Raw genomic sequence first — 26,043 nt, 5'->3', positions numbered from 1 at the left:
ATCGGATGGTGTAAACCATTGGTCGTAACGCTTACGCCCTGCTCGCAAGGTGAGTCGCCCATGCCGCCGTCGATGTCCCCCCTTGAGACGATCCGCCGAAGCCTCATGTCGGGCGGACGCCTCCCGGCGATGGTCGCCGCCCCCCTCGCGCTTGGCGTGTCGCTCGCCGCGAACGCGGCACCGATCGAGACTCTATCGACGGTCAAGACGACCGAGAGCTTCTACCCGACCGCCGGCAACATCCTGATCACCAGCACGGGCGGCGTGGACGACACCGGCCCATCGGTCCAGTATCCTCTGGCCACCGGCGTCTGGGTTCAGTCGAGCGCTGGATGGACCCTGACCAACCAGGGCACCATCAAGATCTCGGAGCCGACGAACTACAGCCAGGCCGATGGCATCTACGCGCACAGCTACGGCACGATCATCAATTCCGGGCTGATCAGCGTGCCCAACACCTTCATGGGCATCCTCATCGAGAACTCGGCGGGCGGCATCAAATCCGTCGTCCAGAACACCGGGACCATCATCGGCAACTGGTCCGCCATCGAGATCAAGCATTCCGCCGACATCACGAACGGCTCGCCGAGCAACAGCACGGCGCTCATCAAGAGCGTGCGGCCGGCGACGGAATTCCAGCAGATCAATTATCCTGCCATCCGGATCAACGCGATAAGCGCCAGTTCGGTCGTCAATTACGGCACGATCATCTCGACCACCGACGCGATTGCCACCAACGGCCCCACGACCATCGTCAATCACGGGACGATCGTGGCCGGTTCCGGCTTCAGCGCGATCCGGACCTTCGCGGGGCAAGGCAGCGGCACGATCACGCTGAAGGACGCCAGCGTGGTGATCGGCGGCATCACGGCCTTGAGCGGCACCCAGTCGCTGAACCTGGAGGGAAGCGGCTCCATCGCGGGACCGGTGTCCGGCATCACCACCTTGACCCTGAACGGAACGGCCTGGACACTGGGCGGCGCGAGTTCCGCCGACACGACGGACGTCCAGAGCGGGACCTTGCGCGTCGACGGTACCCTCACCACGGCGCTCCAGCTGGCCGGCGGCACGGCGCTCACCGGGACGGGAACGATCGTCGGCAACGTGACCAACCCGTCCGGCACCACCCTGACCCCCGGTGCCACCGGCACCCCCGGCACGCTGACCGTCACCGGAAACTACACGCAGCAGAGCGGAAGCACGCTGGCGATCCGGACGACCTCCAGCACCGCCAGCAAGCTGGCCGTCACCGGCACTGCCACGATGGGCGGCGCGCTGGCCATCACCTCCACCGGTGGCGGCTACGGCGACAGCACGACCTACACCATCCTGACCGCGGCGGGGGGGGTGTCCGGCGGCTTCACCTCCGTCACCAACAGCGACACGACGCTGACCCCGACGGCCACCCTGGACACAGCGAACAACCGAATCCAGCTCACCCTGACCAAGGTGGTCCCACAGCCGGAACCCGAGCCGGAGCCCGAACCCGAGCCGAACCCCAATCCGAATCCCAACCCCGACCCGACCCCGAACCCCGATCCCGACCCCACTCCGACGCCTCCGGCGACCGGCGTGATCGACACCAGCCGCCCCAGCTTCTCCAACGGCGACGGCGCGGTCCAGGGCGGTTCGGTCACGTTCGACGGCGGCACGCTGCGTCCGGACTCACCGCTGACGATCGGCCAGTCGGTCACCGTGACCAGCCGCGGCGGCACCATCACGCCGGACGGCAGCACCGTCACGCTGGCGGGCTCGGTCAGCGGCAGCGGCGCGCTGGCCGCGTCCGGCCCCGGCGCGGTGGTCGTCTCCGGCCAGCTCGCCAACGCCGGCGGTCTGTCGGTCGGCGACGGCGCGGCCCTGACCGTCGCCAAGGGCGGCGTGGTCGCGGGCGGCACGCTCGCCCTGAACAATGGCGGCAGCGCCACGGTCGGCGGCGTGGTCGCCGTACCGGTGACGGTGGCCCGCGGCGGCGCCATGACCGTGATCGAGGGCGGCGGTGTCGGCGGCACGCTGGCGGTGCAGGGCGGCACCCTGACCGTCGCCGCCAACGGCGCGGTCAACGGGGCGGTCACCGTCACCGCCGGCGGCACCGCCACCCTGGCCGGCGTCGTCATGGCCCCGGTCACCGTCGGCGACGGCACCATCACCGTGGCCGCCACCGGCACAACCGGCGCGGTCACCCTGGGGAACGGCGCCGCGGCCACCGTCGACGGCTTCGTCGCCGGGTCGCTCACCACCAGCGCCGGGTCGACGTTCGGCGGGCATGGCGTGGTCGTCGGGCCGGCGGTGCTGTCCGGCACCCTGTCGCCCGGCAACTCCCCCGGCGTGCTGACCTTCCAGTCCGCGGTGACGCTGACCGGAACCAGCGTGCTGCGCGCCGAGATCGACGGCCCGACCGCCGGCAACGGTGCCGGCCGCCACGACCAGATCCGGGTCGAGACCGCGTCCTTCACCGCCGGCGGCACGCTGGCTCCGGTGCTGCGCGGCATCAGCGGCGACGCCACCAATGCCTACACCGCCACGCTGGGGCAGAGCTTCACCATCGTCCAGGCGGACGGCGGGGTGTCCGGCAGCTTCGCCACGGTGACCCAGCCGGCGGCGGGCCTGCCGGCCGGCACCCGCTTCGACACGCTGTACGGCGCCAACACCGTCCGGCTGGTGGTCACGCCAACCAACTACGCGGTGCGCGGCGGCACCCGCAACCAGCAGGCCGCCGGCGCGGCGGTGGACGCGCTGCGTCCGGCCGCCGGGGTGCGGCTGGAAGGCGTCGCCGCCCCGCTGTTCAGCGGCCTCTACGGCCTGCCGGGCAGCGGCATCGCCGGAGCGCTCGACCAGCTCTCGGGCAAGCTGCACGCCGACACGCTGGCCGCCGACCGCACCAGCCGCCGCCTGTTCGGCAGCGCGGTGGAGGGCCGCCTGTCGGCCTTGCGCGGCGGCGCGGCGTCCTCGTCCGGCGTCCGGCTGGCCGGCAGCGGCAACGGCACGCGCGCCGTCGGCGAGACGGGCGAGACCCGTGGGTCGGGCGGCGTGTGGGGCCAGCCGCTGGCGGCCTACAGCCGGACCGGCTCGGACGGCAACGCCGCCGGCACCACCGAGCGGATCGGCGGCTTCCTGCTCGGCGCCGACCACAGCTACGAGAACGGCGTGAGCGGCGGTGTGGCGCTCGGCTACCTGCGCAACCGCGTCACCTCGCGCGACGGGCTGGGCAAGGCCGACGTGGACAGCTATCAGGCGACCCTCTACGGCTCCTGGAGCCTGCGCGGCACGGCCGACAGCCCCTTCGTCGAAGGCGCCATCGGCTACGGCTACGCCAACTACGACGCCTCGCGCGGCATCGCCTTCGGCACGCTGGGCCAGGGCGCCAGCGGCAGCGCGAACGGCCATGATTTCTCCGCCGAGATCGCCGCCGGGCACCGCATGGCCTTCGCCGGGTCGGACAATGCCTGGATCGAGCCGCGGGCCGCCCTGCGCTTCGATCGCATCACCCGCGAAGCCTTCCGCGAGTCCGGCGGCGGCGTGGCGCTGGACGTCGAGGCGGCGGGTTGGACCAGCCTGCGCAGCGCCGTCGGCGTGCGCGCCGGCACCAGCGTGACGGTCGGCGGCTGGCGCCTGCTGCCCGACGCCGCCCTGGCCTGGGAGCATGACTTCGCCGACGCCACGGCCTCCACCACCAACCGTCTGGGCGGGATGGCCTTCACCGCCGACGCCAGCAAGCCGGGCCGCGACGCCCTGGTGATCGGCGCCGGGCTGGGCGTGGCTCTGGATGACCGTCTGACCGCCACCATCGGCGTTCAGGACGCGATCCGCGCCCGCGAGAACACCCTGTCGGCGACCGCCGGCCTGAAGTGGAAGCTGTGAGGAGCATGACGGCGATGCGCAAGGCCATCATCACGGGAGCGCTGGCGGCGCTCCCCCTCCTCTTCGCGGGCGGAGCTCCCGCCGGGGCTGTGGAGCCGGGCAAGACCTTCGGCGACTGGCAGACCGAATGCGAGACGCCGCCCGACGGCAAGCCGCGCTGCTTCCTGTCGCAGACCCGCGTGATGGAGAACAAGGAGGCCAAGCAGGCGACCCGCATCCTCAAGGCGTCGGTGGGCTATTTCGCCCCCGACGGAAAGGGGGTGATGGTCGTCATCCTGCCGCTGGGCGTCGATCTGCGCGCCGGGGCGGCGCTGACCATCGACGACGGCAAGCCGCTGGCGCTGACCTACCAGCAGTGCATCCAGGACGGCTGCCTCGCCAACGCCCCGATGGACGAGGCGACGCTGACGGCGCTGCGCCGCTCCAAGGGAGCGCAGATCACCGTCCGCCCCTATGGCGGGACGCAGGCGGTGGCCTTCCCGCTCTCCACCAAGGGGATCACCGACGGCTTGGCCGCCCTGAAGCCCTGATGCTGCTTCCGGTCACCGCGGCGACGGCGCCGCGGATGGCCTCATCCCACCGTCCCGGCGCCGGCTGCCGGTGCAGCGTGACGGTGGGGTACCAGGGCGTGCCGCTGCGGCCGAGCAGCCAGCGCCAGTCCGGCGCGTAGGGCAGCAGGACCGCGGTCGGGCGCCCCATCGCCCCGGCCAGATGGGCGACCGCCGTGTCCACGCAGACGACATGGTCGAGCAGCGCCAGCACCGCCATGGTGTCGGCGAAGCTCTCCAGTTCCGACCCCAGATCGACCAGCGGCGCCGTCCCGTAATAGCGGGCGGCCTCGGCCTGCGCCGGCCCCTTCTGAAGCGACACCAGCGCGGTCTTTTCCAAAGCGAAGAATGGCGCGAGCCGCGCGAGCGTCAGGGAGCGGTTGCGGTCGTTGCCATGGGTCGGGCGCCCCGCCCAGACCAGCCCGACGCGGCGGTAGCCGCGGGGCAGCAGCCCGTCCAAGCGCTCCGTCCAGCGCTCCACCCGCTCCGGCTCGGCCCGCAGGCCGGGGAGGAGCGCCGGAATCGTGTCGATCCCCGTGCCGAACAGCCTGGGCAGGCCGGACAGCGCGGCGTAGACGTCGAAGGGCGGAGCCTCCTCCCAATCGGTGACGATCCGGTGTCTGCCGGGAAGCGCGCGGATCACCGGCAAAATCTCCGGGCTGCACGCCACCACGAGAGTCGGGCAGAGCGCCGCCGCCATCGGCAGGTAGCGCGCGAACTGGATGGTGTCGCCGAAGCCCTGGTCGGCGACCAGCAGCAGGGTACCACTGGGCATGGCACGGCCGTCCCACAACCGTGCGGCAGTGTGAACATGCCGCTCCAAAATGGCGGGCGGGACCGGCGGCGGCACGCCGGGAAGGCGCCAGCGCCATTCATACTCGCGCCAGCCCTCCTCCCACTGCCCGGAGAGCAGCAGCCCCTCGGCCAGCTCGAAATGCGGCCCCGGCCAGTCCGGGCGGAGGCGGACGGCCCGCCGCTCGCAGGTGATTGATGCCGCGATCTCCAGCTGATCGTAGAGGGCCAAGCCCAGATTGTACCAGCCCGCCGGGTCGCCGGGATCGTGCACAACAGCGCGGCGGCCATAGGCGACGGCCTCGTCCAGCCGGCCTTCCCGGCGGCGGATTTCGCACAGATCGCTGTCGGAGGGTGCGAACGGCATGGCGGCGGCTAAAGGCTGTAGCCCAGGCCGAGAATGACCGGCTCCAGGATCGGAACCGCCGGCTTCAGATGCTCCATGTAGGCGCGGTAGCGGCCGACGGAGCGGCTGTAGAGTTTTTCCGCGACCTGGGCGTGGCTGGGCGTGCGGGCGTGGCGCCGGTTCTCCTCGAAGCGCAGGCAGCGCCGGTCGAAGCCCAGCCCGAGGAAGCCCAGCAAGCGCCGCACCGCCGGTTCCGGCTCCCGCACCAGATCCTCGTAGCGCAGCGGCAGGTAGCGCAGCGGCATTTCCCGCCGGTAATGCTCGACCAGATCGAACACCCGCAGGACGTGGCGGGCCGCCGTCTCGACATCGTTGGCGCAGTGGAAGCCGTGGGTCAGGTTGGTGCCCATCATCGACAGCACGACGTCCAACGGGTGGCGCAGCACATGGACCACCGGCGCCGAGGGGAACATCAGCGCGATCAGACCGAGATGCGTCTCGTTGAAGGGCATCTTGTCGGTGAACAGCGTGTGGCCGGGCTTGGCCGGAACCAGCTTGCGGGCGTGGCGGAGGTAGGCGTCGCGCAACCGCTCCAGCCCGTCGCGCTGGTCGCCTATCCACAGCTCCGACAGCGCTTCCGGATAGCCGAGCGGGCTGCCCAGCGTCTGCGGCAACGCCCGCACCACCGCACCGAGCGACGGCAGCTCGTCCCCTGCGGCGATGGCGGGATGGCTGGACAGGATCTGCTCGACCAGCGTGGTGCCGGAGCGCGGGGCGCCGGCGATGAAGACCGGCTGCGGCCCCGCGGCGGGCGTGGCGGGCCGCGGCATCAGGCGCAGGCGCGGCGCCACGAAGAAGGTGGCGAGGCGCGCAATGAGGTCCACCGCCTCCTCCTCGCCGTAGCGGCGTCCGGCCTGCCGCAGCAGCGCCTTGCCGGCGGCGAAGGCGGCGAAGGCCTCGTCATGGCGGCCTAGCCGGTCGAGGATGCGCCCGGTCTCCAGCAGCGCGTCGGGGTCGGTGCCGCCATGGCGGGCGGCCGAGGCGCGCAGAACGGCCAGCGCCCGCTCTCCGCTCCCCTGCCGGGCCAGCAGGGCCGCCGCGAAGGTGTCGGCGCCACGGTGGCCGGGGTCGAGCCGCCGGGCGCGATCCACCAGCCGTTGCGCGGCGGGAAGATCGCGGGCGGCGTCCTCGGTCTGTGCCCAGCCGTGCCAGGTCAGGGCGATGGACGGATGCAGCGCCGCGGCCCGCCGGTAGGTCCGCCGCGCCTCTTCCAGCCGGCCTTGCCGGTTCAGAACTCCAGGCGAGATTGGCCAGCGTCGCGGCGTCCGGCGGCGCCAGGGCCAGCGCCCGGCGGTAATGGAACTCGGCGGCCTGGGGCCGGTGGGTATCGGCCAGCACCAGCGCCATCAGCGTATGGGAGCGCGCATCCTCCGGCGCCAGCCGGACCGCGTTGCGGGCGTGAGGCTCGGCGTCAACCGCGCGACCGGCCTGGAACAGCAACCCGGCCAGCTCCTGTGTCGCCGCGAGATTGTCGGGAGCGGCCCGCAACCGCCGCTCCAGCACCGCAACGTCGGGGGCGCCGCTCGGAAGGTCGTCGGGCGTGGTCGGCATGACAGGCGGGTCCCATGGCGGCTGAACGCCCGCATGGGCGCGTGATGCGGCGCCAGAATAGTGAAGGGTATGGATGGCGGCAAGGACATCCCCTCTCCCGTCCCGGGAGAGGGAAGGGTGAGGGTGCCGTCAAGAATCCGTGCCTTGATCCTCGCACGACCCTCACCCGGCCCTGCGGGCCACCCTCTCCCGGGGCGGGAGAGGGGTTTGACGCCGCCGCGGGCGCCCCTACCGCCCCACCCAGACCGGGCGGCGCTTCTCCAGGAAGGCCGCGATGCCCTCCTGATAGTCGGCGGAGAGGTAGCAGAGGCGCAGCAGGTCGGCGTCGCCATCCGCCGGCAGCCCATGGTCGCGCCAGCGCCGCAGCGCCTCACGGGTCGTCCACAGGGTCAGCGGGGCGAGGCTCGCCAGTTCCTCGGCCAGCTCCTGGGTGCGGTCGGTGAGGTCATCCTCCGCAACGACGCCGCGCAGGGCGCCAGCGCCGGACAACTCGTCGGCGGTCAGCAGGCGGGCGCTGAAGATCATCTCCTTGGTCCGCGCGGTGCCGAGGATGGCGGCCAGCCGGGCGAGGTTCTTGATGCTCAGGCAGTTGCCGACCGTGCGGGCAATGGGAAAGCCGAAGCGCACCGACGGCGTGGCGATGCGCACGTCGCAGCAGGCGGCGAGCAAAGCCCCCTCCCCCACGCAGGCGCCGGCCAGGGCGGCGATGGTCGGAACGCGCACCGCCTCCAGCGCCATCGCCGCGGTTTCCGCGCGGTCCTCCAGGATCGTGTAGTCCTCCGGCGTCTTGACGCTCTGCAGGCAGGAGAGGTCGGCGCCGGCCATGAAGGCGGGCTTGTCGCCGGCGGCACCGGTCAGCACCAGGGCCTTCACCGCCGGGTCCGCGTCGACCTCCCGGCAGATTTCGATCAGCCGGTCCTCCATCCACGGGGTGATGGCGTTGCGCGCCTTGGGCCGGTTGAAGATCACCCACTGGACGGCGCCGCGCCGCTCGGTCAGGATTTCGGGCAAGGCGTCGGCCTCGCCGGTCGTGGCGATGGTCATCGTTCGGAACTCTCTTGGATTGGACTGGCGGATTAAGCCGCCGGCCCGAGGATCTGGCAGGAGCCGATGGGAAGAAGCGCCGTTACCACGCTGCCCGGAGCGAAGCTCTGCGCGGGCGGAATGAAGGCGCGCAGCGTCCGGCCGCTCCCCAGATCCACCAGCACGTCGCGGTACTCGCCCAGATAGGCGGAGCGCTGGACCGTGCCGGACAGCACGTTGCAGCCCTCGGCGGGCAGTCCCGTCTCCTCGGCGCCGAACAGCCGGACCTGGGAGGGCCGAACGCACAGCGACACCGTCCCGCCGTGCGCCGCCCCGCTGCGGTCGGGCGCGGTCAGCACATGACCGCCGACGCGGATGGCGCCGTTGCCCTCGCTGGTCCCGGCCAGTTCGTTGTTGGCGCCGATGAAAGTGGCGACGAAGGCGTTGGACGGCCGCTCGAAGATGTCCTCCGGCGAGCCGAGCTGCTGGAGATGACCCGACTTCATGACGGCGATGCGGTCGGCGGTGACCAGCGCCTCCGACTGGTCGTGGGTGACATAGACGGTGGTCAGCCCCAGCAGGTCGTGGACCTGCCGGATCTCGAACCGCATCTCCTCGCGCAGATGGGCGTCGAGGTTGGACAGCGGCTCGTCGAGCAGGAGAATACGCGGCTCCACCGCCAGAGCGCGGGCCAGCGCCACGCGCTGCTGCTGGCCGCCCGACAGCTCCGACGGGTAGCGGTCGCGCAGCGCCTCCAGCCGGACGGTGCGCAGCGTGCGGTCCAGCCGCTCGGCGATCTCCGCCTTGGGCAGGCGGCGGATGGCGAGGCCGAAGGCGACATTCTCCGCCACGGTCTTGTGCGGCCACACCGCGTAGTTCTGGAAGACCAGGGAGATGCCGCGCTTCTCCGGCGGCAGCACCCCGCGCGCCGAGGACAGCAGCACGTCGTCGGCCCAGATCTCCCCCTCGGTCGGCGCCTCGAACCCGGCAAGGAGCTGGAGCGTCGTGGACTTGCCGCAGCCCGACGGGCCGAGCAGGGCCAGCAGCGTGCTGTTGGGGACCTGCAGGTCGATCCCGTGCAGCGCGGTGTAGGTGCCGAAGGACTTGCGGAGGTTCTTGATGCGGATCCCGCTCATGTGAGGAGAACTCCTTCCGCCGGGGCGGTTTTACGACCGGATTTGCGAGAGGTGCGGCGCACGGTGGTCAGGCGCGTCAGGGGACCGGCGGCGGCCACCAGCGCCAGCGTGATGAGGAGGAGAAGGACGCTCATGGCGCAGACGGCCTCGTAATTGCCGCCGTCCTTGGCGTTGTAGATCAGGGTGGTCATCACGTTGGTCTTGGGGGTGATGAGGAAGACCGCCACCGACAGCTCGCGGATGATCGGGATGAAGACCAGGAACCAGCCCGACAGCAGCCCGCCGCCCATCAGCGGGATGGTGATGGACAGGAAGGTCCGCCCCTCCCCCGCACCCAGGCTGCGGGCGGCGCGCTCCAGCTCCGGCCCGATGCCCTTGAGGATCGACCCGCCATGGGCATAGGCGATCGGCAGGAAGGTCGCCGCGAAGGCCGCGACCAGCAAAAGCGGTGTGCCGTAGAGGTTCAGCGGCGCCCGCGTGTAGGCGGCGAAGAAGCCGACCGACATGACGATGCCGGGGATGATGATGGGGACGGTCGCCACCGCGCCGAACAGGCTGGCGCCGAAGACCATCCGCCGTTCCACGATGTAGGCGACCACGGTGCCGAGCATCACGCACAGCGTCGCCGCCAGCGTCGAGAACACCAGCGAGTTGACGATGGCGGTGTGGGTCTCCGAATTGCCGAACAGCGCCCACCAGTACCAGTGCAGCGACAGGTTCTCCCACGACAGGCCCTGGCCCCAGGCGCGGGTCAGCGACACCAGCAGCAGCGCCGCGTAGGGCAGGAACACCGAGACCAGCGGCAGCAGCAGGGCGGCGCCGAAGGCCGGCCAGCGGGCGGCGCCGAGCGCGATCCGCCGCCCCGCCCGGCTCTTGCCGGAGATGGTGACGAACTGCTTGCGGCCCAGGATGCGGCGGCGCATCCAGAACAGCATGGCGGTGACCAGCAGCAGCGGCATGCAGTAGGCCGCCGCCATGTAGATTTCCGGCGGGAACAGCTGGTAGAACTCGGCCAGCTTGGTCGTCACCACCGGGATGCCGGTCGGCGTCAGCAGGAAGGCCGGGACGCCGAACAGCGTCAGCCCCTGGATGAAGGACAGGATGAAGCTGGCGATCACCGCCGGGGTGACCAGCGGGATGGTGATGCTGAGCATCGTGCGCAGCGTGCCGGAGCCCAGCGTGGCGGCGGCGTCCTCAAGCTCCACGGCCATCTCGTCGAGCGCGCTCGACACCATGGTGAAGCTGTAGGGGACAGTGTAGATGCCGCAGATGAAGATCGCCCCGGTCATCGAGTAGATGTTCAGCAACGGCCCGGCCTCCGCCCCGGCGAGCGAGCGCCACAGCGCGTTCAGCCAGCCGGAGTTGGGCGCCGCCAGCAGAATCCAGCCGGTCGCCCCGATGAAGGACGGGGTGACGAAGGCGGTCAGCGTCAGCACGCGGATGGTGCGGCGAAACGGCAGGTCGGTCCGCGACACAAGCCAAGCCAGCGGCACGCCGATGCCGACGGCGATCACCGCAGTCGCCACGGCCAGGAGCAGCGAGTTGAACAGCGGCTCCAGCAGGTCCACTGATTGGAAGATCCGCGCGTAGTTGCCGAGCGTCCAGGCGCCGGTCAGGTCGTCGTGGAAGCTGTTGTTGAGAACCCAGCCGAAGGGCAGGACCACCAGCAGGAAGAGAAGAAGGGCGACGGCGCCGAAGACCACGGTCCGGGCGAGCGGCACGCGGGCCATCGCCGGGCGCGCGGTTGCCGCGGCTGCGCTGTCTGGGCTGTCCGTTGAAATGACCCCCATAGGGTCCGCCTCCATTGTCCGTACTGTCCCTCGCCCCTCCGGGGAGAGGGTGCCCGCAGAGCGGGCGGGTGAGGGGGGTGCGCTTTTGCCGAACGTACCGACATGTGCAACCCCCTCACCCTAACCCTCTCCCCGGAGGGGAGAGGGAATTAAGATCAGCGCACCAGTTCCTTCCACTTGGCGATGCCTTCCGCAACCTCCGGGCCGAGGTCGTCGCCGGTGTTGCGGTACCACTTCAACTGGTCCAGCGACCGCCCCTCCGCCCAGGGCACGTCCTTGCGCAGCGTCGGCCAGTAGTTCTTCTGGAGGATCATCGACACCTCCGTGGAATAGAGGAAGTTGGTGAACAGCCGGGCGGCGTTCGGGTGCGGGGCCTTCGCCAGGATGCCGGTGACGCCGAGGTTCAGGATAGCGTCGTCGGACGGCGCCACCACGTCGATGGGGTTGCCGGCGGCCTTCTGGGTCAGCGTGTAGCTGAAGGGCGCGCCGGAGCCGACGACGCGCTCACCGGCCAGGATGTCGGTCACGGTGTCGACGTTGGACTGACCGACCTTCGGCTTCTGCTTGCCGAAGGCGCGCAGGAAGTCGTCGCCGTACTTGCGGCGGATGGCGACCACCCAGTTCGCCACGTCGCCGGAGAAGGCCGGGCTGCCAGTGGTGATCTTGCCCTGCCACTGGTCCTCCAGCAGCGCCTGCCAGCTCTGCGGCGGCGACTGCACCTTGCCCGGCGCGTAGTTGATGCTGGTCAGGCTGATGGCGCCGACATGGAACATCTTGTCCGGGTCGAGGTTGCGGAAGGCGTCCGGAATGTGCACGCCGTCCACCGGCTCGAAGGGCGCCAGCGCACCGATCTTCTTCAGCTCCGTGTAATGCAGCATGTTGGTGGTGCCCAGTGAGTCGCACTCGTGGACGCCGCTCTGCAACTCCATGCGCAGGCGGGTGTAGACGGTCTGCGAGGCCTGGCGGAGCAGGTTGACCTCGATGCCCGGATACTTCGCCTTGAAGGCGTCGCGGATCGCCTCCATCGTCTGCTGCTCGTAGGAGCCCCAGTAAAGGGTCAGGGCGCCTTCCTTCTTCGCGGCGGCGTAGAGCGGGTCGTCCGCCGCCGACGCGATGCGCGAGAAGGCGGTGCCGGCCAGCCCGCCGGTCACCAGGGCGGTGCCGACGAGTCCGCCGGTCTGGAGAAGGCGGCGGCGCGAGAATTCCATCATGTTGCCAATCCCTGTCTTGTTGTTGCGGTATCGCCGTTTCGGCGTCGTTCTTCGTTGCTTGTCGGAAATCAGTAGTCGCCGGTGGTCGCCCCACCGTCGGCGACGATGGTCTGGCCGGTGACGTAGGCCGCGTCATCGGACGCCAGGAAGGCGACGACGGCGGCGATCTCCGCCGGCTTGCCCAGGCGCCCGATGGGCGTCTTCTCCAGCCATTGCGCGCGCACCGCGTCGGGCACGCCCTCGACGATGGCGGTCTCCACGACACCCGGAGCGACGGCGTTGACCAGGATGCCGCGGCGCGCCCCTTCCAGGGCGGCGGTGCGGGTCAGCCCGACCACACCGGCCTTGGAGGCGGAGTAGTTGGCCTGCCCGAAGGTTCCCAGGATCGCCGTGGAGGCGATGTTGACGATGCGGCCCCAGCCGCGGTCGCCGACCAGACGGAAGGCCGTCTGGCAGCCCAGCCATGTGCCGCGCAGGTTCACGTCGATGACGGCGCTCCATTCCGCGTCGGTCATCTTGGGCAGCGAGCGGTCGCGGACGATGCCGGCGACGTTGACCATGATGTCCACGCCCCGGAATGCCTCGGGCAGGCCGGCCACGGCGGCGCCCCAGCTTTCCCGGTCGGCGACGTTCAGCGCGGTGGCGTGGGCCTGAGCCCCGTCGGTGCGCAGCGCGGCGGCGACGCTCTCGGCGGCCTCGGCCCCGATGTCGGCGACGACGACCGCCGCCCCCTCCGCGGCCAGCCGCTCGCAGACGGCGCGCCCGATGCCGCCGCCGCCGCCGGTGACGAAGGCGACACGGCCGGTGAGGCGGTTGGAGTGAGCAACAGCGGCACTCATGCTTGCGCCTCCTTGCGGGCGATGGAGAGCACGTCCTCGCCCTCCTGCACGGTCTCGCCGCGCTGGTTCTTCACGGTGATAGCGACGCGGACGATGCCGCGGTCGGGCTTGGAGGCGCTGGGGCGGACCTCCGCCACCTCGGCCTCGTAATGCACGGTGTCGCCGGCGAAGACCGGGCCGACGAAGCGGCGGCGCGTCTCCAGGAAGGCGAGGATCGCCCAGTCGTCGATGGCGGAGCGCAGGCCGGTGCTGAGCGAGTGGGTCAGCATGCCGTGGGCGATGGTCCGCCCGAAGCCGTTGGCCTTGGCGGCCTCGGCGTCCATGTGCAGCGGGTTGAAGTCGCCGGTCAGGCCGGCGAACCAGACGATGTGCGCCTCGGTGACGGTGACGCGCGAGGAGCGCGTCCGGTCGCCCGGCTTGATGTCGTCGAGATGGATGGCGGTCATTCTTATGGCACCCTCAGTCGGGAGTCCGCGGGCGGAACACGGGGAGGCTGGTGGTCTCGTCGAGCTGGTGGAAAGCCACGGCGAGCGGCAGCCCGGCCCGCAGATCGGCCTCCGCCACCCCCTCGACGCGGGAGAAGACGGTGACGCCCTCCTCCAGCCGGATCAGGGCGCAGACGTAGGGATCGACGCGCTGGTTGCCGCGATGGACGACCGAATAGGTCAGCAGTTCGCCGCGCCCGCTGGCCTCGACCCACTCCGGGCGGGCGTGCGGAGCGTGGATGGAGTGCGCACGCGGGTACCACTGAAAACGCCCGGTCTCCGGGCAGCGCTGGATCAGGAAGCGCCCCTCGCGCGCCGCTTCCCAGAAGGGGGCGGAAGTCTCGTCCTGGACGGGCGGGGTGGTCATGCTGGTCATCAGGCACCTTACCGGGCAAGGATGGCGGTGGCGGCGGAGCAGAAGGTGCCGCCCAGCCCATGGGCCAGGGCGATGCGCGCGTCGGGCACCTGGACGCCCGGCCCCTCGCCGCGGAGTTGGCGGACGCTCTCGATCAGGGTGAAGATGCCGCGCTTGCCGGGATGATTGGACGACAGCCCGCCGCCGTCGGTGTTGGTGGGCAGGCTGCCGCCCAGCGTCAGGTTGCCGTCCGCGACAAAGGCGCCGCTCTCCCCGCGACCGCAGAAGCCCAGATCCTCCAGCGCCAGCATCGGCGTGATGGTGAAGGCGTCGTAGATCTGCGCCACGTCGATCTCGCCGGGGGTCACCCCGGCCATGGCGAAGGCGCGCGGGCCGGACAGCGCCGCCGGGGTGGTCAGGTCGTCGGGAATCTGGCTGTTCTGGGTGCGCGCCACGGCGGCCCCGTAACCGACCAGATGGACCGGCGGCTTTTTCAGGTCGCGCGCCCGCTCCCGACTGGTCATCACCACGGCGCCGCCGCCGTCGGTCACCACGCAGCAGTCCAGCCGGTGCAGCGGCGACGCGATCATCGGCGAGGCCAGCACGTCGTCCACCGTGATCGGCTTGCGCAGCCGGGCGTCGGGGTTCTGCGCGGCGTGCTCGCGGAAGGTCACGGCCACCTGGGCAAGCTGTTCCGGCGTGGTGCCGTAGAGGTCCATATGGCGACGGGCGAACAGGCCGTAGGTCGAAATCAGCGTCGGCGCGTAGGGAATCTCGTATTGGCCAGGGCCGGCGGGGAAGACGAAGGGGTCGAAGGATGGGCTGCTCAGCGGCCACCAGCGCGGGCAGGCGGCGTAGCTGATGACCACCACCTCGGCCAGCCCGGTGGCGATGGCCGCCGCCGCCTGCCCGGCCTGGAGGATGTAGGAGCAGCCGCCGACGTCGGTGCTGTTCACGTAGGTCGGCGCGATCCCGATGTATTCGGCCAGTTCGACCACATCCATGGTGCTGCCGCCCTCGGCCCAGTCGCCGGAGGCCGCGCACAGCCCGTCCACGTCCTTCAGCGTCAGCCCGGCGTCGTCCAGCGCGCCGAGGATGCACTCCATCTGAAGGGCGAAGGGGTGGACGCGCGGCGCATCCCGGCGGGGCGATTCAAAAACGCCGGCAATGGCCGCCTTTCCCGAAAGATCGATCACGCGCGGGTTGTCCTTTCCTGGTTGTGGAAGGCCGCGCATCGCTGCCGCGACGCGCGCCGAGCGGCTTCAGTGGACAGGCGATGAGAGTAAAGAGGCCGCCCGCCTCGGAAATCATGAAGACTTTCCGATGTCCGGCAGAGATTTCGATCAGGCCGATCCGCTCCCGGCAAGATCAAGACTACCGGACACAGTTCGTGTCACAAGCAGAAAAAACGATGCGGTCCGGTGCACGGAACGCACCAATACCACACAGGGCAAATCCGCGGAACGGTGCCTTCCATGCACCGGATTGGGCCAAACTAAGCGATTGTTTTCCGGCCGCCGTGGCGCAAGCCTTTGGGTATCGCATTCCCGCCGCCGCCCTGGACCGGACCGGTTTCCAGCCGGGCGCGCGGCCCCGCCCGGACCGCCTGCGCGGCGTCCGGCCATCCGAAGGATCATGCATGCTCAACACCGATACGCAACGCCGCGAAGGCCCCTTGGCCGGCGTGCGCGTGGTCGATCTCACGCACATGTTGGCCGGCCCCTACAGCACGTGGCTGCTCGGCGCGCTGGGGGCGGAGGTCATCAAGATCGAGCGTCCCGGCAAGGGCGATTTCACCCGCATCATTGCTCCCTTCAGCGAGGAGGAAAGCATTTACTTCCTCAGCGTCAACCGCAACAAGCGGAGTTCTGACTCTCAACTTGAAGGAGGAAAAGGGGAAGGAGATTTTCAAAAAAATTGTCGCCACCAGCGACGTGCTGGTGGAGAACAACCGGGCCGGGGCGATGGACCGGCTGGGGCTGGGCTACAACGATCTGAAGACGGTCAATCCGCGGCTGGTCTACGCCTCGATCTCCGGCTTCGGGCAGGACGGCCCCTACCGCCACCGGCCTTGCTTCGACGTGGTGGCCCAGGCGATGTCCGGCATGATGAGCATCACCGGCGAGCCGGGCGGCGATCCCTGCCGGGTCGGCGCGTCCATCGGCGACATCGGGTCGAGTTCTGTTCGCCGCCGTCGGCATCCTCGCCGCCCTGCAGAAACGGGCGAGCAGTGGCGAGGGCAGCTTCATCGACGTGGCGATGCTGGATTGCCAGCTCGCCCTGATGGAGAACGCCATCGCCCGCTTCCTGAACGCCGGGGAGACGCCGCGGGCGCTGGGCAGCCGCCACCCGCTGATCGCCCCCTTCCAGGCCTTCCCCACCGCCGACAAGCCGATCGCCATCTGCGTCGACACCAACGAGCAGTGGGACCGGATGTGCCGCGCCATGGGGCTGGAGCATCTGCTGTCCGACCCGCGCTTCCCCACAGGCTCGGCCCGCAACGCCAACCATGCGGAGCTGGAACCGTTGCTCCGCGAGGTCTTCCTTACCCGCGGGCGCGACGCGTGGCTGGACGCGATGGAGGACGCCGACGTGCCGGCCAGCCCGATCAACAGCGTGCCGGACGCGCTGAACGATCCCCAGGTGGTCCACCGCAAGATGGTCGTGGAGGTGCCGGAGGGTTCGGGCAAGCGCTTCGCCGCCGTCCCGATCACCATGCCGGAGGCCCCGCTGCCGGCGGAGAGCCCGGCGCCGCGGCTGGGCGAGCACACCGACGCCATCCTGGCGGATCTCGGCTTCAGCCCCGACGAGATCGGCGCCTTCCGTCGCGACGCGGTGGTGTGATGGCCGGCGGCGCGGGGGGAGAGCGGCGGGTGGCGGGCGGCGAAGGGGCGCGTGCGGTGCTGGCGGAAATGTTTCATACTGCTGTCGAGATCACTGCCGCCGGGATCGCTCCCAGCCTCGCACCGGCTTCCGTCCACAGCCCAAAGGTCCGCATGGCGCGCCGCCTTCCGCCCCTTCTCGCGCTCCGCGCCTTCGACATCTTCGCCCGTCAGGGCACGGTGCGGGCCGCCGCCGACGAGCTGGCGGTGTCCCACACGGTGGTGTCGCGCCACATCCAGAATCTGGAACAGGCGGTGGGGGTGAAGTTGGTGGCGAAGTCGGGGCGCGGCCTGTCCCTGACCCGCGAAGGCATCCGCTACGCCGCCCAGCTGCGCCGCGCCTTCGACCTGATCGGCGAGGCGAGCAACGAGCTGCGCAACGGCGGGATGGAGGCGGTGCACATCTGCTGTCTGGCGGGGCTGGCGTCGCGCTGCCTGCTCGCCCGCCTGCCCGAGCTGGAAGAGGCGCTGACCGGGCGGGAGGTGATCCTGCAGCCGACCTCGACCCGCCCCGACTTCAGCCGGGAGGAGGCCGACGCCGAGATCATGTATCTTGAGGACGGCAACTCCGTCGCCGAGGGCCTGCGGTCGGAGATGTTCGCGCGGCCGCGCATCCTCGCCATCGCCAGCCCGGAGTTCAAGGCGCGCTACCCCGACGTGCGCACACCCGCCGACCTTGTCGGCCTGCCGCTGATCCACGAGCAATCCACCGGAATGTGGGAAGCGTGGTTCGAAGAGGCCGGCATCGCCGAACTCCCCCGGCTGCGCGGTCCCCGACTGTGGCAGGCGCACCTGACCATCGAGGCGGCCCGGCTGGGGCGCGGAGTCGCCCTGGTCAGCGACCTGCTGGTGACCGAACCGCTGGCCAACGGCAAGCTGGTGGAGATGGTGGACAGCAACGTCACCATCGGCGGTTACTACTTCATCGCCCCGGCCCACCGCTGGAACACGCCGGTGATCTCGGCCATCCGGCAATGGCTGCGCGGCGTGTTCCCGCCGGACCAGACCTCCCCCCTCCAAGGCAACCCATGACCCAGGACCACGCCCTGCCGCCAGACATCTTGCCGTCCGACATCCTTCTGTCCGGTGTGCACACGGTCGACGAGAGCTGGATCGACCTTTACGGCCACATGAACATGGTCCGCTACGTCGCCCTGTTCGACGAGGTCGGCTACGCCCTGATGGAGCGGTGGGGGCTGGGCGAGACCTACACGCGGGACGAGGGGCTCGGCCTGTTCGTTGTCGATGTGGCGGTGCATTACCGGCGGGAACTGCGTGCCGGCACGCCCCTACAGGTGGCCCTGCGGCTGCTCGACGCCGACGACAAGCGGCTGCTGAGCCTGCTGGAGATCCGCCGGGCCGACGACGGAACGGTCGCCGCGACCATGGAACAACTGTCGATTCACGTCGATCTGGGCACCCGCAAGGTGACGCCCTTCCCGCCCGCCCTGGCGGAGCGCCTGCGCGCCCTGGCGGCGGTCCAATCCGCCCATCCCCTGCCGCCCCGCCACCGGCGGCGGCTGCATCTGGCACCCAATCCCTCTCCCGCCCCGGGAGAGGGTGGCGCCGAAGGCGCCGGGTGAGGGTCGTGCGAGGATCAGAGCGCTGATTCTCGGCTTCACCCTCACCCTTCCCACGCTTCGCGTGGGCCCCTTCCCTCTCCCGAGGCGGGAGAGGGAAGCCGAATGTGGCCAAAACGGTTGCCGGCCGGCGGGACCTTCACGATATGTCCGCCATGACTTATCTGCGCATCGCGTTGCGGCTGGCTTGGCGGGACCTGCGGGGCGGCGTCGCCGGACTTTGGATCGTCGTCCTGGGGGTGGCGCTGGGGACGGCCATGATGACCGCCGTCGGTTCGCTCAGCGGCGGCGTGCTGGAGGGGATGCGGACCACCGCGCGCGAAGCGGTCGGCGGTGACCTCTCCTTGCGCCTGTTCCACGCACCGGCCACGCCGGAGCAAAGGGCCGTCCTCGACACGATGGGCAGGGTCGGCGAGACCGCGGAACTGCGGCCCGTCGCCTCGACGGTGACCGGCAATGCCCGCGCCCTGGTCGAACTGAAGGCGGTCGAAGGAACCTACCCGCTGGTCGGCACGGCGACGGTGTCCGGCGCCCCGTCCCTGGCCGACGCGCTGGCCCGGCGGGACGAGCGGTGGGGTGCGGCGGTGTCCGCCGACCTGCTCGACGCTCTGGCGCTGAACGTCGGCGACCGGCTGCGGCTCGGGGCCGCCGAGGTCACGGTCCGCGCCGTGCTGGAGCATGAGCCAGACCGGGCCTTCCGCGCCCTTTCCCTCGGCCCGCGCGTCGTCATCGATCGCCAAGCGCTGGACGCGACGGGCCTCGCGGAGCCGGGGATGCCCGTCTACTGGTACTATCGCCTCGTCCTGCCGGAACCGGCCCGCTCCGACGCCGTCCTGCGCGATCTGGAAAGCCGTTTCCCCGACGCCGGATGGCGGATCGTCGATGCCTCGCACGGCATTCCGGGCGTGGACCGCACCATGCAGCTCGCCCGCGCGCTGTTCCTTCTGGGGTCGCTGTCCATCCTGCTGATCGGCGGCGTCGGCATCGGCCGGGCGCTGTCGGCGCACCTCACCCGGCGGTTGCCGGTCCTGGCGACGCTGAAGGCGCTGGGTGGCTCGCCACGCCTTCTCTTCACCGCCTTCCTGCTGCAGACGCTGGCGGTGGTCGGCGTGGCGCTGCTGATCGGCGTGACGACCGGCGCCGTGCTGGCCGCCATGGCGGTGAACGCGCTGCCGCTCGACTGGATGCCGGAGACGGGCGGCGCCATTGATCCGGCGGCCTTGCTGCTGGCGGGGGCAGTCGGGCTTCTGGCCGCGCTGCTCTGCGCCGTGCCGCCGCTTGTCCGCGCCGCCGGGACCAGCCCCGCCGCGATCTGGCGGGGGGCGGTGGATGGCCTGTCCCAGCCGTTGGGGTGGCGGACCCGTGGCGCCGTCGCGCTTCTGGGGCTGGCGCTCGCCAGTGCTCTCGCCGCCTGGACGGGCATGCCACTCGCGGTCGCCAGCTTTCTCCTCGTCGCCGGACTTGTGTGGGCCGCATTCGCGCTGTTGGGACGGGGGCTCGCCTGGGTGGCCCGCCGGCTGGCGCGCGGACGGCGACCGGTGGTCCGGTTGGCCGTCGCCAACCTCGGGCGGCCCGGCGCCCCGACGGTTCCGGTGGCCGTGGCGCTGGGCATCGGCCTGACCCTGCTGGTGGCGGTCGGCGTGGTCGGACGGTCGGCCACCGGCCATGTCGCGGCGACGCTGCCGGCGCAGACGCCCTCCGTCATCGCGCTGAACGTTCCCCCGCCGGGCGGCATCGGCTTGAGCGAGCGCCTGACCTCCCTGCCCGGCGTCGGGCGGGTCGAGGTGGCGCCCTTCCTGCACGCCCGGATCAGCCGCCTCAACGGCGTCGCCATCACCGAGGCGGACGCCCCGCGCTCCGTCGGCTGGGCGGTGCGCGGCGACCGCGGCCTGTCCTGGCGCGACCGCCCGGCCCCCACCGACCGGATCGTGGTCGGAAGTTGGTGGCCCGAGGGCTATACCGGCCCGCCGCTCGCCTCGCTGGACGCGCAGGTGGCCCGCCGGCTGGGGCTGGCGGTGGGGGACAGCCTTACGCTGGCCCTGGCGAGCGGTCCGGTGACCGCGACGGTCGGCAACCTCCGGCGCATCGACTGGACGCGGCTCGATCTGGACTTCCCGGTGCTCCTCTCCCCCTTCCCCGACCCGCCGCCGCACAGCCTCGTCGCCGCCGTCTGGTCCTCGCCCGAAGCGGTTCCGGCGGTTGAGGCGGCGGTGGCGCAGGCAGTCCCGCAAGCCCCCACGATCCGCGTGGCGGAGGTGCTGGACACGCTCGGTTCGACCGTCCAGACCGTGCGCGGCCTTCTGGACGGCCTGTCCGCCGTCGCCCTCGGCGCGGCGGCCGTGGTCCTTCTCGGCGCCATCGCCAGCAGCGCCCGGCGGCGGCTTCAGGAGATGGCGATCCTGCACGCCCTTGGAGTTGGTCGGTGGTCCATGGTCCAGGCGGTGGTGCTGGAATTCGTCCTCCTGGGCGCCGCGGTCGCCGCGATCGCGGTGCCGCTCGGCTGGGCCGGCGGCGCGGCGGTGGTCGCCAGCCTTGCCGACGGCGCGCCCCTCCCCGGAGGCGCTGTTCCCCTAGCCGCCTTCCTCGGCACCGTCGCTGCGATGGCGGCGGTCGGGGCCGTGCTGGTGGTTTGGCTGCCGCGAAGGGACGTGATGCGGCGCCTGCGCAGCGACACCCTGTCCGCCTGATCCGCCGGCCCGTCAGGCCATTTCCGCCGCCGGGATGATCGCGTCGGTCAGCAGGGCGTTAAGAAGCCCGACATGGCCATCCGACCGCGCCGGCCGGCCGGGGTCGGAGGTGACGACGACGGTCAGCCCCAGGCTGGGCACCAGATAGAGCATCTGCCCGCCATAGCCCCGCGCGTAGGCGATGCGGTGCCCCTTCGCCGTGGCGAGGAACCAGCCGTACCCGTAATCGTCGCCGGAGAAGGGGGAGCGCGTGCGCGGCACCCACGACGCCTCCACCCAGGCGGCGCTGATGACCTGTTGTCCGTTCCACTGCCCGCCCTGCCGCCACAGCTCACCGAAGCGGAAGAGGTCGAGCGGCGACAGCGCCATGTTGTTGCCGCCGAGGTAGAAGCCCTGCGGGTCGCGCGTCCAGGACGGCACGTCGATGCCCAGCGGCTCGCCCAGCCAGTCCCGCGCCAGGGACAGCAGGCTGCGCCCCGACGCGCTGGACAGCGCCGCTCCCAGCAGGTGGTAGCTCCCGGTCGAGTAAAGCATCCGTGCGCCCGGCTCGGTGACGAAGGGACGGCGCAGCGCGTCGACGACCCAGTTGCGGCTGTTGATCCAGCGGCCGTAACCCGGCCCGGAGGTCGGTTCCAGACCGGCCTGCATGGTCAGAAGGTCGGCGATGGTGATCCGGCGCACCCGCGGATCGACGCCCGCCGGAACCAGTCCCGGCGCCGCCTCGGCCAACGGCACATCGACGCCGCGCAGGACCCCGCGGTCGATGGCGATGCCGGCGAGCGAGGCGGCGATGGTTTTGGACACCGACTTGACGTTGACGGCGCGGTTCACCGCCGGCCCTCGGAAGGCCTCCGCCGACACCACCGCGCCGTTCCGCCCGATGACCAGCGCGTGGATCTGGTCGAGTTCCGCCGCCCGTTTGATCGCGCCGTCCAGCAAGGCCGGGTCGAACCCGGCCCCCGGTTGAGCGGCAAGCAGCGGGCGGGTCAAGGCGCAGCCAAGGGACGCGGCAGCAACGGCGGCGGTGGCGGCGAGGACGGTGCGGCGGCCGAGCCGGAACGGCGGATTGTTGGTCATCCCGGATATGTGGTCCCGCTTCGCTGCCATCCAAGATTGCCACAGAGACCCTGATCCGACTTTGTCCCACCCAGCGCCACACACGCCGCTTGCCTCCCCACCCCATGAGAACATATTAAGAACACACAAGCAGCGTGGGATGGGACGATGGACGACGCCTTGATCGAGAAGCTCGGCATTCTGGCCGATGCGGCGAAATACGACGCCTCCTGCGCCTCGTCCGGCGCCAAGCCGCGCAGCGGCGGCAAGGAGGGGCTGGGCTCGACGACCGGCGCCGGCATCTGCCACGCCTACACGCCGGACGGGCGCTGCGTCTCGCTCCTGAAGATCCTGCTGACCAACCACTGCCTGTTCGACTGCGTGTACTGCATCAACCGGCGTTCCTCCAACGTCCGCCGCGCCCGTTTCACGGTGGAGGAGGTGGTGGAACTGACCCTGGGCTTCTACAAGCGCAACTGCATCGAGGGGCTGTTCCTGTCCTCCGGCATCATCCGCTCGCCGGACCACACGATGGAGCAGATGATGCTGGTGGCGCGGACGCTGCGGCGCGACCACGGCTTCGCCGGCTACATCCACCTGAAGACCATTCCCGAGGCCAGCCCCTGGCTGATCGAGCAGGCCGGGCTGTGGGCGGACCGCCTGTCGATCAACCTCGAACTGCCCACCGACCACAGCCTGAAAGCCTTCGCGCCGGAGAAGAACGGCGGCACCATCAAGGCGGTGATGGGACAGGTCAACGAACGCATCGTCGAGGCCAAAGAGGAGCGCCGCCGCTTCTCCCCCGCCGGCCAGAGCACCCAGCTGATCGTCGGCGCTGACGATGCCACCGACCGCTCGGTCCTGGAGACCAGCGGCACGCTTTACCAGCGCTACGGGCTGCGCCGCGTCTATTATTCCGCCTTCAGCCCGATCCCGGAGGCCAGTTCGGTGCTGCCGGTCAAGCCGCCGCCGCTGCAAAGGGAGAACCGGCTGTATCAGGCCGACTGGCTGCTGCGCTACTACGGCTTCACGGTGGAGGAGATCGCGTCCGGCGGCGAGGGCGGGATGCTCGACCTCGGCATCGACCCCAAGCTGGCCTGGGCGCTGAAGAACCGGGAGCGCTTCCCGGTCGACGTCAACACCGCCGACCGCGAGATGCTGCTGCGGGTGCCGGGGCTGGGCGCGCGCGCCGTCGACAAGATTCTGTCGGCGCGCCGCCACACCCGCCTGCGCATGGAGGATCTGGGGCGGCTGTCGAGCGGGCTGAGGCGGGCGCGCCCCTTCCTGATCGCCGCCGATTACCACCCCGTGGGCGGGCTGACCGACCGGCTGGACCTGCGCCAGCGCTTGGTCACGCCATCCAGCCAGTTGAGCCTGTTCTGACGATGCACACGATCACCCTGCGGGAGGGGGCGGACCTCGACGGCTTCCGCCGGGCGGTGCGCCGCCTCGCCGCCGCCCGGACGGCGCCCGACGAGGTGCTGTGGAGCGTCGGCGCGCCGTCGCTGTTCGGCGACGAAGCCCCCGCTTCCGAAAACGGCGCCCCGGTCTTCCTGCCCCAGGCGGTCGGGCAACTGATCGAAACCGTCGTCTGCCACGGCGATCCGGAACGCTACGCCCTGCTCTACCGGCTGGTCTGGCGGGTGCTGAACGGTGAGCGGGCTCTGCTCGACCAGCACGCCGACCCGCTGGTGCACCGGCTGGAGCGGCTCGACAAAGCGGTGCGCCGGGACATCCACAAGATGCACGCTTTCCTGCGCTTCCGCGCCCTACGGGACCCGGACGGCGGAGAGCGTTACGTCGCGTGGTTCGAGCCCGACCATCACATCGTCGAGGCGGTCGCTCCCTTCTTCGTCGAGCGTTTCGAAAGCATGGTGTGGACGATCCTGACGCCGAAGGGCTCGTTGCACTGGGACCGCCAACGCCTGATGACCGGCCCGCCCACGGAGCGTCCGGACTCCCTGGCCGACGACCGCTTCGCCGAGGGCTGGCTGCGCTATTACGAGAGCACCTTCAATCCCGCTCGGGTCAACCCGACGGCCATGCGGGCGGAGATGCCGCGGAAATACTGGGCCAACATGCCGGAGACGGCGGCCATCCCGGCCATGGTCCGCTCCGCCCCTGCCCGCGTCCAGGCGATGCTGGAGGCGGAGGCCGCCATCCCGCGCCGCCGCATGCCCGAAAAGGCGGTGGCGGCGATGGCCCGGCAGGCGCCGGAAAGCCTCGCCGACTTGAACCGCCTGATCCAACGCTCCGAACCGCTGGTGCCGGGCGCGACACAGGCGGTGCTGGGCGAAGGGCCGGAGGGTGCGGTCATCGCCATCGTCGGCGAGCAGCCGGGCGACCAGGAGGACCGCGAGGGCCGGCCCTTCGTCGGCCCCGCCGGCCAGTTGCTGACCGCCGCGCTGGAGGAAGCCGGCATCGACCGCGGCGGTCTTTACCTGACCAACGCCGTCAAGCATTTCAAATTCGTCCAGCGCGGCAAGCGGCGCATCCACCAGTCCCCCACCGCCGGCGAGGTCAAGCATTACCGCTGGTGGCTGATGACGGAGCTAGGCTTCGTCCGTCCCCGCCTCGTCGTCGCGCTGGGAGCCACCGCGGCCCTGGCGCTGGCCGGCCGGTCCGTTTCGGTGCTGCGCGAACGCGGGCCGATGGCCTTCGACGGGTGGGACGGCTTCGTCACCGTCCACCCCTCCTACCTGCTGAGGCTTCCGGGAGACGAGGAGCGGCGGCGGGCGCAGGCGGAGTTCGTGGCCGACTTGCGTCGGGCCGCGGCGCTGGCGTGAGACGACACCGAACCGTCCCCCGTCAAACCCTCACGCACCCTGCTGCTTGAACCGCTTGCCCACCGTGCATTGGATGCGCTGAAGCTCGTACTTCGGGTGATCGTTGATCCACTTGGCGCTCTCGATCTGACCGGCGATCGGGCAGCTCGACATGGTCAGGGGTTCGGTGTCGGGAACCATCGGGTTGATGGTCCGGCACTGGGTCGGGTCGGACGCCAGGCAGAAGATCATCGACAGGGTAACAAACATCGGGCGCTCCAAAACGCAACGGCACAGCTGTGCCAACATCGTGTGGATCAGCGAGAGCAAGCCGCATGCCATGCCCAGGACGAGGACAGGATTGCGCGATTCCGGCTGCTCGGAAATGAGCTGAACCACAGGGCGCCGAATCATTAGGCATCGAAGGTTAACCAATGCCTAAAGGTTGGGAGTTTGCAAAGCCGTTGGTGCAACGGATGAAACGGAACGGGCCGCAAGGTCCAGATCAGCCTTCGCGCAAGTCTGGAGTCGGCGCGCCGCAGGTCAACGGAACGTTGAGTGAAGTCTTTCGTATCCTTGAAGCAACCTGCGCTGGCGTCAGGCCCCGGGCTGCTCGCACCGCCATTGGCGGACGTTCCAGTTGGGATGCTCCATGAGCCAATGCACGACGTGGGCGTAGCTGTTGTGCGTGCATTCGACCGCGGTCGGGTACCGTTCGAAGGAGAGTGGACGCTCGATGGCGCAGTGGTCCGGCCGCACGGCCAGACAAATCACCAGAACCAGTTCAAACATGGTTCGCGTTTCCTGTGCGAAAGCTCGATAAGCCGGCGCCTTCGGCGTTTCCGCCAAGACGGACGAAGGCCGGAACACATGCATCAACAGCCGGAATCGCGGATCGGGCCGCGCTGCTTTGCAGCAAATATTGCTGCCCTGCACAAAATTCGCGTTCAAAACTGCAAATAAATAAATTACAAAATCTTGTTTTGAAGGATTAATCTCTTACTCCCAATTTGCGGTCGGTCCTGGATAAATCTGGCACAAGCCGATTGTTTGAGATTTTCTATTCGGCAGAGCCTTGA

General features: G+C 70.3%; 21 protein-coding genes and 3 pseudogenes. 10 read left to right on the top strand and 14 right to left on the bottom strand.

Going from position 1 to position 26,043, the window contains the following annotated elements; all coding sequences use genetic code 11:
• Positions 1 to 129 precede the first annotated feature (129 nt).
• Positions 130 to 3,858 (top strand): autotransporter domain-containing protein, encoded by a 3,729-nt coding sequence (locus ACWPN7_RS30315; protein WP_459197358.1) that lies wholly within the window; start codon positions 130 to 132, stop codon positions 3,856 to 3,858.
• A 14-nt stretch (positions 3,859 to 3,872) separates the two neighbouring features.
• Entirely contained in the window at positions 3,873 to 4,388 is a 516-nt protein-coding gene (locus ACWPN7_RS30310) for an invasion associated locus B family protein (protein WP_492273649.1), read from the top strand.
• On the opposite strand, the gene ACWPN7_RS30305 is transcribed toward ACWPN7_RS30310, so the two are convergent.
• The 11 genes and pseudogenes from ACWPN7_RS30305 to ACWPN7_RS30255 form a co-directional block, all read right to left on the bottom strand.
• On the bottom strand, positions 4,357 to 5,565 hold the full coding sequence (locus ACWPN7_RS30305; protein ID WP_459197360.1) for a glycosyltransferase family 9 protein: 1,209 nt from the start codon (positions 5,563 to 5,565) through the stop codon (positions 4,357 to 4,359). The two genes, ACWPN7_RS30310 and ACWPN7_RS30305, sit on opposite strands and share 32 nt — an antisense overlap.
• Positions 5,566 to 5,573: 8 nt before the next feature.
• Positions 5,574 to 6,695, bottom strand: coding sequence for a tetratricopeptide repeat-containing sulfotransferase family protein (locus tag ACWPN7_RS30300; RefSeq protein ID WP_492273648.1), 1,122 nt, complete (start codon positions 6,693 to 6,695; stop codon positions 5,574 to 5,576).
• 202 nt (positions 6,696 to 6,897) lie between these two features.
• A pseudogene (locus tag ACWPN7_RS30295) lies at positions 6,898 to 7,155 on the bottom strand (tetratricopeptide repeat protein); the annotation flags it as partial.
• A 228-nt stretch (positions 7,156 to 7,383) separates the two neighbouring features.
• Positions 7,384 to 8,199, bottom strand: a complete 816-nt coding sequence (locus ACWPN7_RS30290) for an enoyl-CoA hydratase (RefSeq protein WP_459197362.1) — start codon at positions 8,197 to 8,199, stop codon at positions 7,384 to 7,386.
• Between the two features lie 32 nt (positions 8,200 to 8,231).
• The gene (locus tag ACWPN7_RS30285; protein WP_459197363.1) at positions 8,232 to 9,314 is read right to left on the bottom strand and encodes an ABC transporter ATP-binding protein; all 1,083 of its coding nucleotides are present in this window, start codon (positions 9,312 to 9,314) and stop codon (positions 8,232 to 8,234) included.
• The gene (locus ACWPN7_RS30280) at positions 9,311 to 11,104 is read right to left on the bottom strand and encodes an ABC transporter permease (RefSeq protein ID WP_459197364.1); all 1,794 of its coding nucleotides are present in this window, start codon (positions 11,102 to 11,104) and stop codon (positions 9,311 to 9,313) included. The genes ACWPN7_RS30285 and ACWPN7_RS30280 overlap by 4 nt, the downstream gene beginning before the upstream one ends.
• A 155-nt stretch (positions 11,105 to 11,259) precedes the next feature.
• Positions 11,260 to 12,315 carry an ABC transporter substrate-binding protein gene (locus ACWPN7_RS30275; RefSeq protein WP_119507954.1) on the bottom strand — a complete coding sequence of 352 codons (1,056 nt, stop codon included), beginning with the start codon at positions 12,313 to 12,315 and terminating at the stop codon, positions 11,260 to 11,262.
• Between the two features lie 68 nt (positions 12,316 to 12,383).
• Positions 12,384 to 13,154: a 3-oxoacyl-ACP reductase FabG gene (gene fabG, locus ACWPN7_RS30270; protein ID WP_149649134.1), complete on the bottom strand. Its 771-nt coding sequence runs from the start codon at positions 13,152 to 13,154 to the stop codon at positions 12,384 to 12,386.
• Positions 13,151 to 13,600 carry a MaoC family dehydratase gene (locus ACWPN7_RS30265; protein ID WP_014242262.1) on the bottom strand — a complete coding sequence of 150 codons (450 nt, stop codon included), beginning with the start codon at positions 13,598 to 13,600 and terminating at the stop codon, positions 13,151 to 13,153. The genes fabG and ACWPN7_RS30265 overlap by 4 nt, the downstream gene beginning before the upstream one ends.
• A 13-nt stretch (positions 13,601 to 13,613) precedes the next feature.
• Positions 13,614 to 14,015 (bottom strand): Zn-ribbon domain-containing OB-fold protein, encoded by a 402-nt coding sequence (locus tag ACWPN7_RS30260; protein ID WP_040136595.1) that lies wholly within the window; start codon positions 14,013 to 14,015, stop codon positions 13,614 to 13,616.
• A gap of 8 nt (positions 14,016 to 14,023) precedes the next feature.
• Positions 14,024 to 15,190 (bottom strand): acetyl-CoA acetyltransferase, encoded by a 1,167-nt coding sequence (locus tag ACWPN7_RS30255; RefSeq protein WP_459197365.1) that lies wholly within the window; start codon positions 15,188 to 15,190, stop codon positions 14,024 to 14,026.
• Positions 15,191 to 15,270: 80 nt separating this feature from the next.
• On the opposite strand from ACWPN7_RS30255, the pseudogene ACWPN7_RS30250 reads away from it, so the two are divergent.
• The 6 genes and pseudogenes from ACWPN7_RS30250 to ACWPN7_RS30225 form a co-directional block, all read left to right on the top strand.
• A pseudogene (locus ACWPN7_RS30250) lies at positions 15,271 to 15,801 on the top strand (CoA transferase); the annotation flags it as partial.
• Positions 15,800 to 16,111, top strand: a pseudogene (locus ACWPN7_RS30245) (CoA transferase); the annotation flags it as partial. The pseudogenes ACWPN7_RS30250 and ACWPN7_RS30245, both read left to right, overlap by 2 nt.
• Positions 16,112 to 16,130: 19 nt before the next feature.
• Positions 16,131 to 16,838 (top strand): CaiB/BaiF CoA transferase family protein, encoded by a 708-nt coding sequence (locus ACWPN7_RS30240; RefSeq protein WP_492273742.1) that lies wholly within the window; start codon positions 16,131 to 16,133, stop codon positions 16,836 to 16,838.
• A 152-nt stretch (positions 16,839 to 16,990) separates the two neighbouring features.
• Positions 16,991 to 17,908, top strand: a complete 918-nt coding sequence (locus ACWPN7_RS30235) for a LysR substrate-binding domain-containing protein (protein ID WP_103040924.1) — start codon at positions 16,991 to 16,993, stop codon at positions 17,906 to 17,908.
• Entirely contained in the window at positions 17,905 to 18,459 is a 555-nt protein-coding gene (locus ACWPN7_RS30230) for a thioesterase family protein (protein WP_103040925.1), read from the top strand. The genes ACWPN7_RS30235 and ACWPN7_RS30230 overlap by 4 nt, the downstream gene beginning before the upstream one ends.
• Positions 18,460 to 18,602: 143 nt before the next feature.
• Entirely contained in the window at positions 18,603 to 21,143 is a 2,541-nt protein-coding gene (locus tag ACWPN7_RS30225) for an ABC transporter permease (protein WP_492273647.1), read from the top strand.
• A 12-nt stretch (positions 21,144 to 21,155) separates the two neighbouring features.
• Here ACWPN7_RS30225 and ACWPN7_RS30220 read toward each other — a convergent pair whose 3' ends face one another.
• Positions 21,156 to 22,220 (bottom strand): serine hydrolase domain-containing protein, encoded by a 1,065-nt coding sequence (locus tag ACWPN7_RS30220; protein WP_459197367.1) that lies wholly within the window; start codon positions 22,218 to 22,220, stop codon positions 21,156 to 21,158.
• Between the two features lie 147 nt (positions 22,221 to 22,367).
• On the opposite strand from ACWPN7_RS30220, the gene ACWPN7_RS30215 reads away from it, so the two are divergent.
• Together ACWPN7_RS30215 and ACWPN7_RS30210 are read left to right on the top strand one after the other, a co-directional pair.
• Positions 22,368 to 23,582: a putative DNA modification/repair radical SAM protein gene (locus ACWPN7_RS30215; RefSeq protein ID WP_451995434.1), complete on the top strand. Its 1,215-nt coding sequence runs from the start codon at positions 22,368 to 22,370 to the stop codon at positions 23,580 to 23,582.
• A gap of 2 nt (positions 23,583 to 23,584) precedes the next feature.
• Entirely contained in the window at positions 23,585 to 24,985 is a 1,401-nt protein-coding gene (locus ACWPN7_RS30210) for a UdgX family uracil-DNA binding protein (RefSeq protein ID WP_459197368.1), read from the top strand.
• Between the two features lie 30 nt (positions 24,986 to 25,015).
• Here ACWPN7_RS30210 and ACWPN7_RS30205 read toward each other — a convergent pair whose 3' ends face one another.
• Together ACWPN7_RS30205 and ACWPN7_RS30200 are read right to left on the bottom strand one after the other, a co-directional pair.
• Positions 25,016 to 25,234, bottom strand: coding sequence for a hypothetical protein (locus tag ACWPN7_RS30205; protein WP_035680398.1), 219 nt, complete (start codon positions 25,232 to 25,234; stop codon positions 25,016 to 25,018).
• A 327-nt stretch (positions 25,235 to 25,561) separates the two neighbouring features.
• Positions 25,562 to 25,756, bottom strand: a complete 195-nt coding sequence (locus ACWPN7_RS30200) for a hypothetical protein (protein ID WP_040136610.1) — start codon at positions 25,754 to 25,756, stop codon at positions 25,562 to 25,564.
• Positions 25,757 to 26,043 lie beyond the last annotated feature (287 nt).

The organism is Azospirillum sp. UENF 312511 (assembly GCF_058780635.1).
Note: the sequence above shows the minus strand (reverse complement) of the source record. Positions and strands in the feature narration are given on the sequence as shown.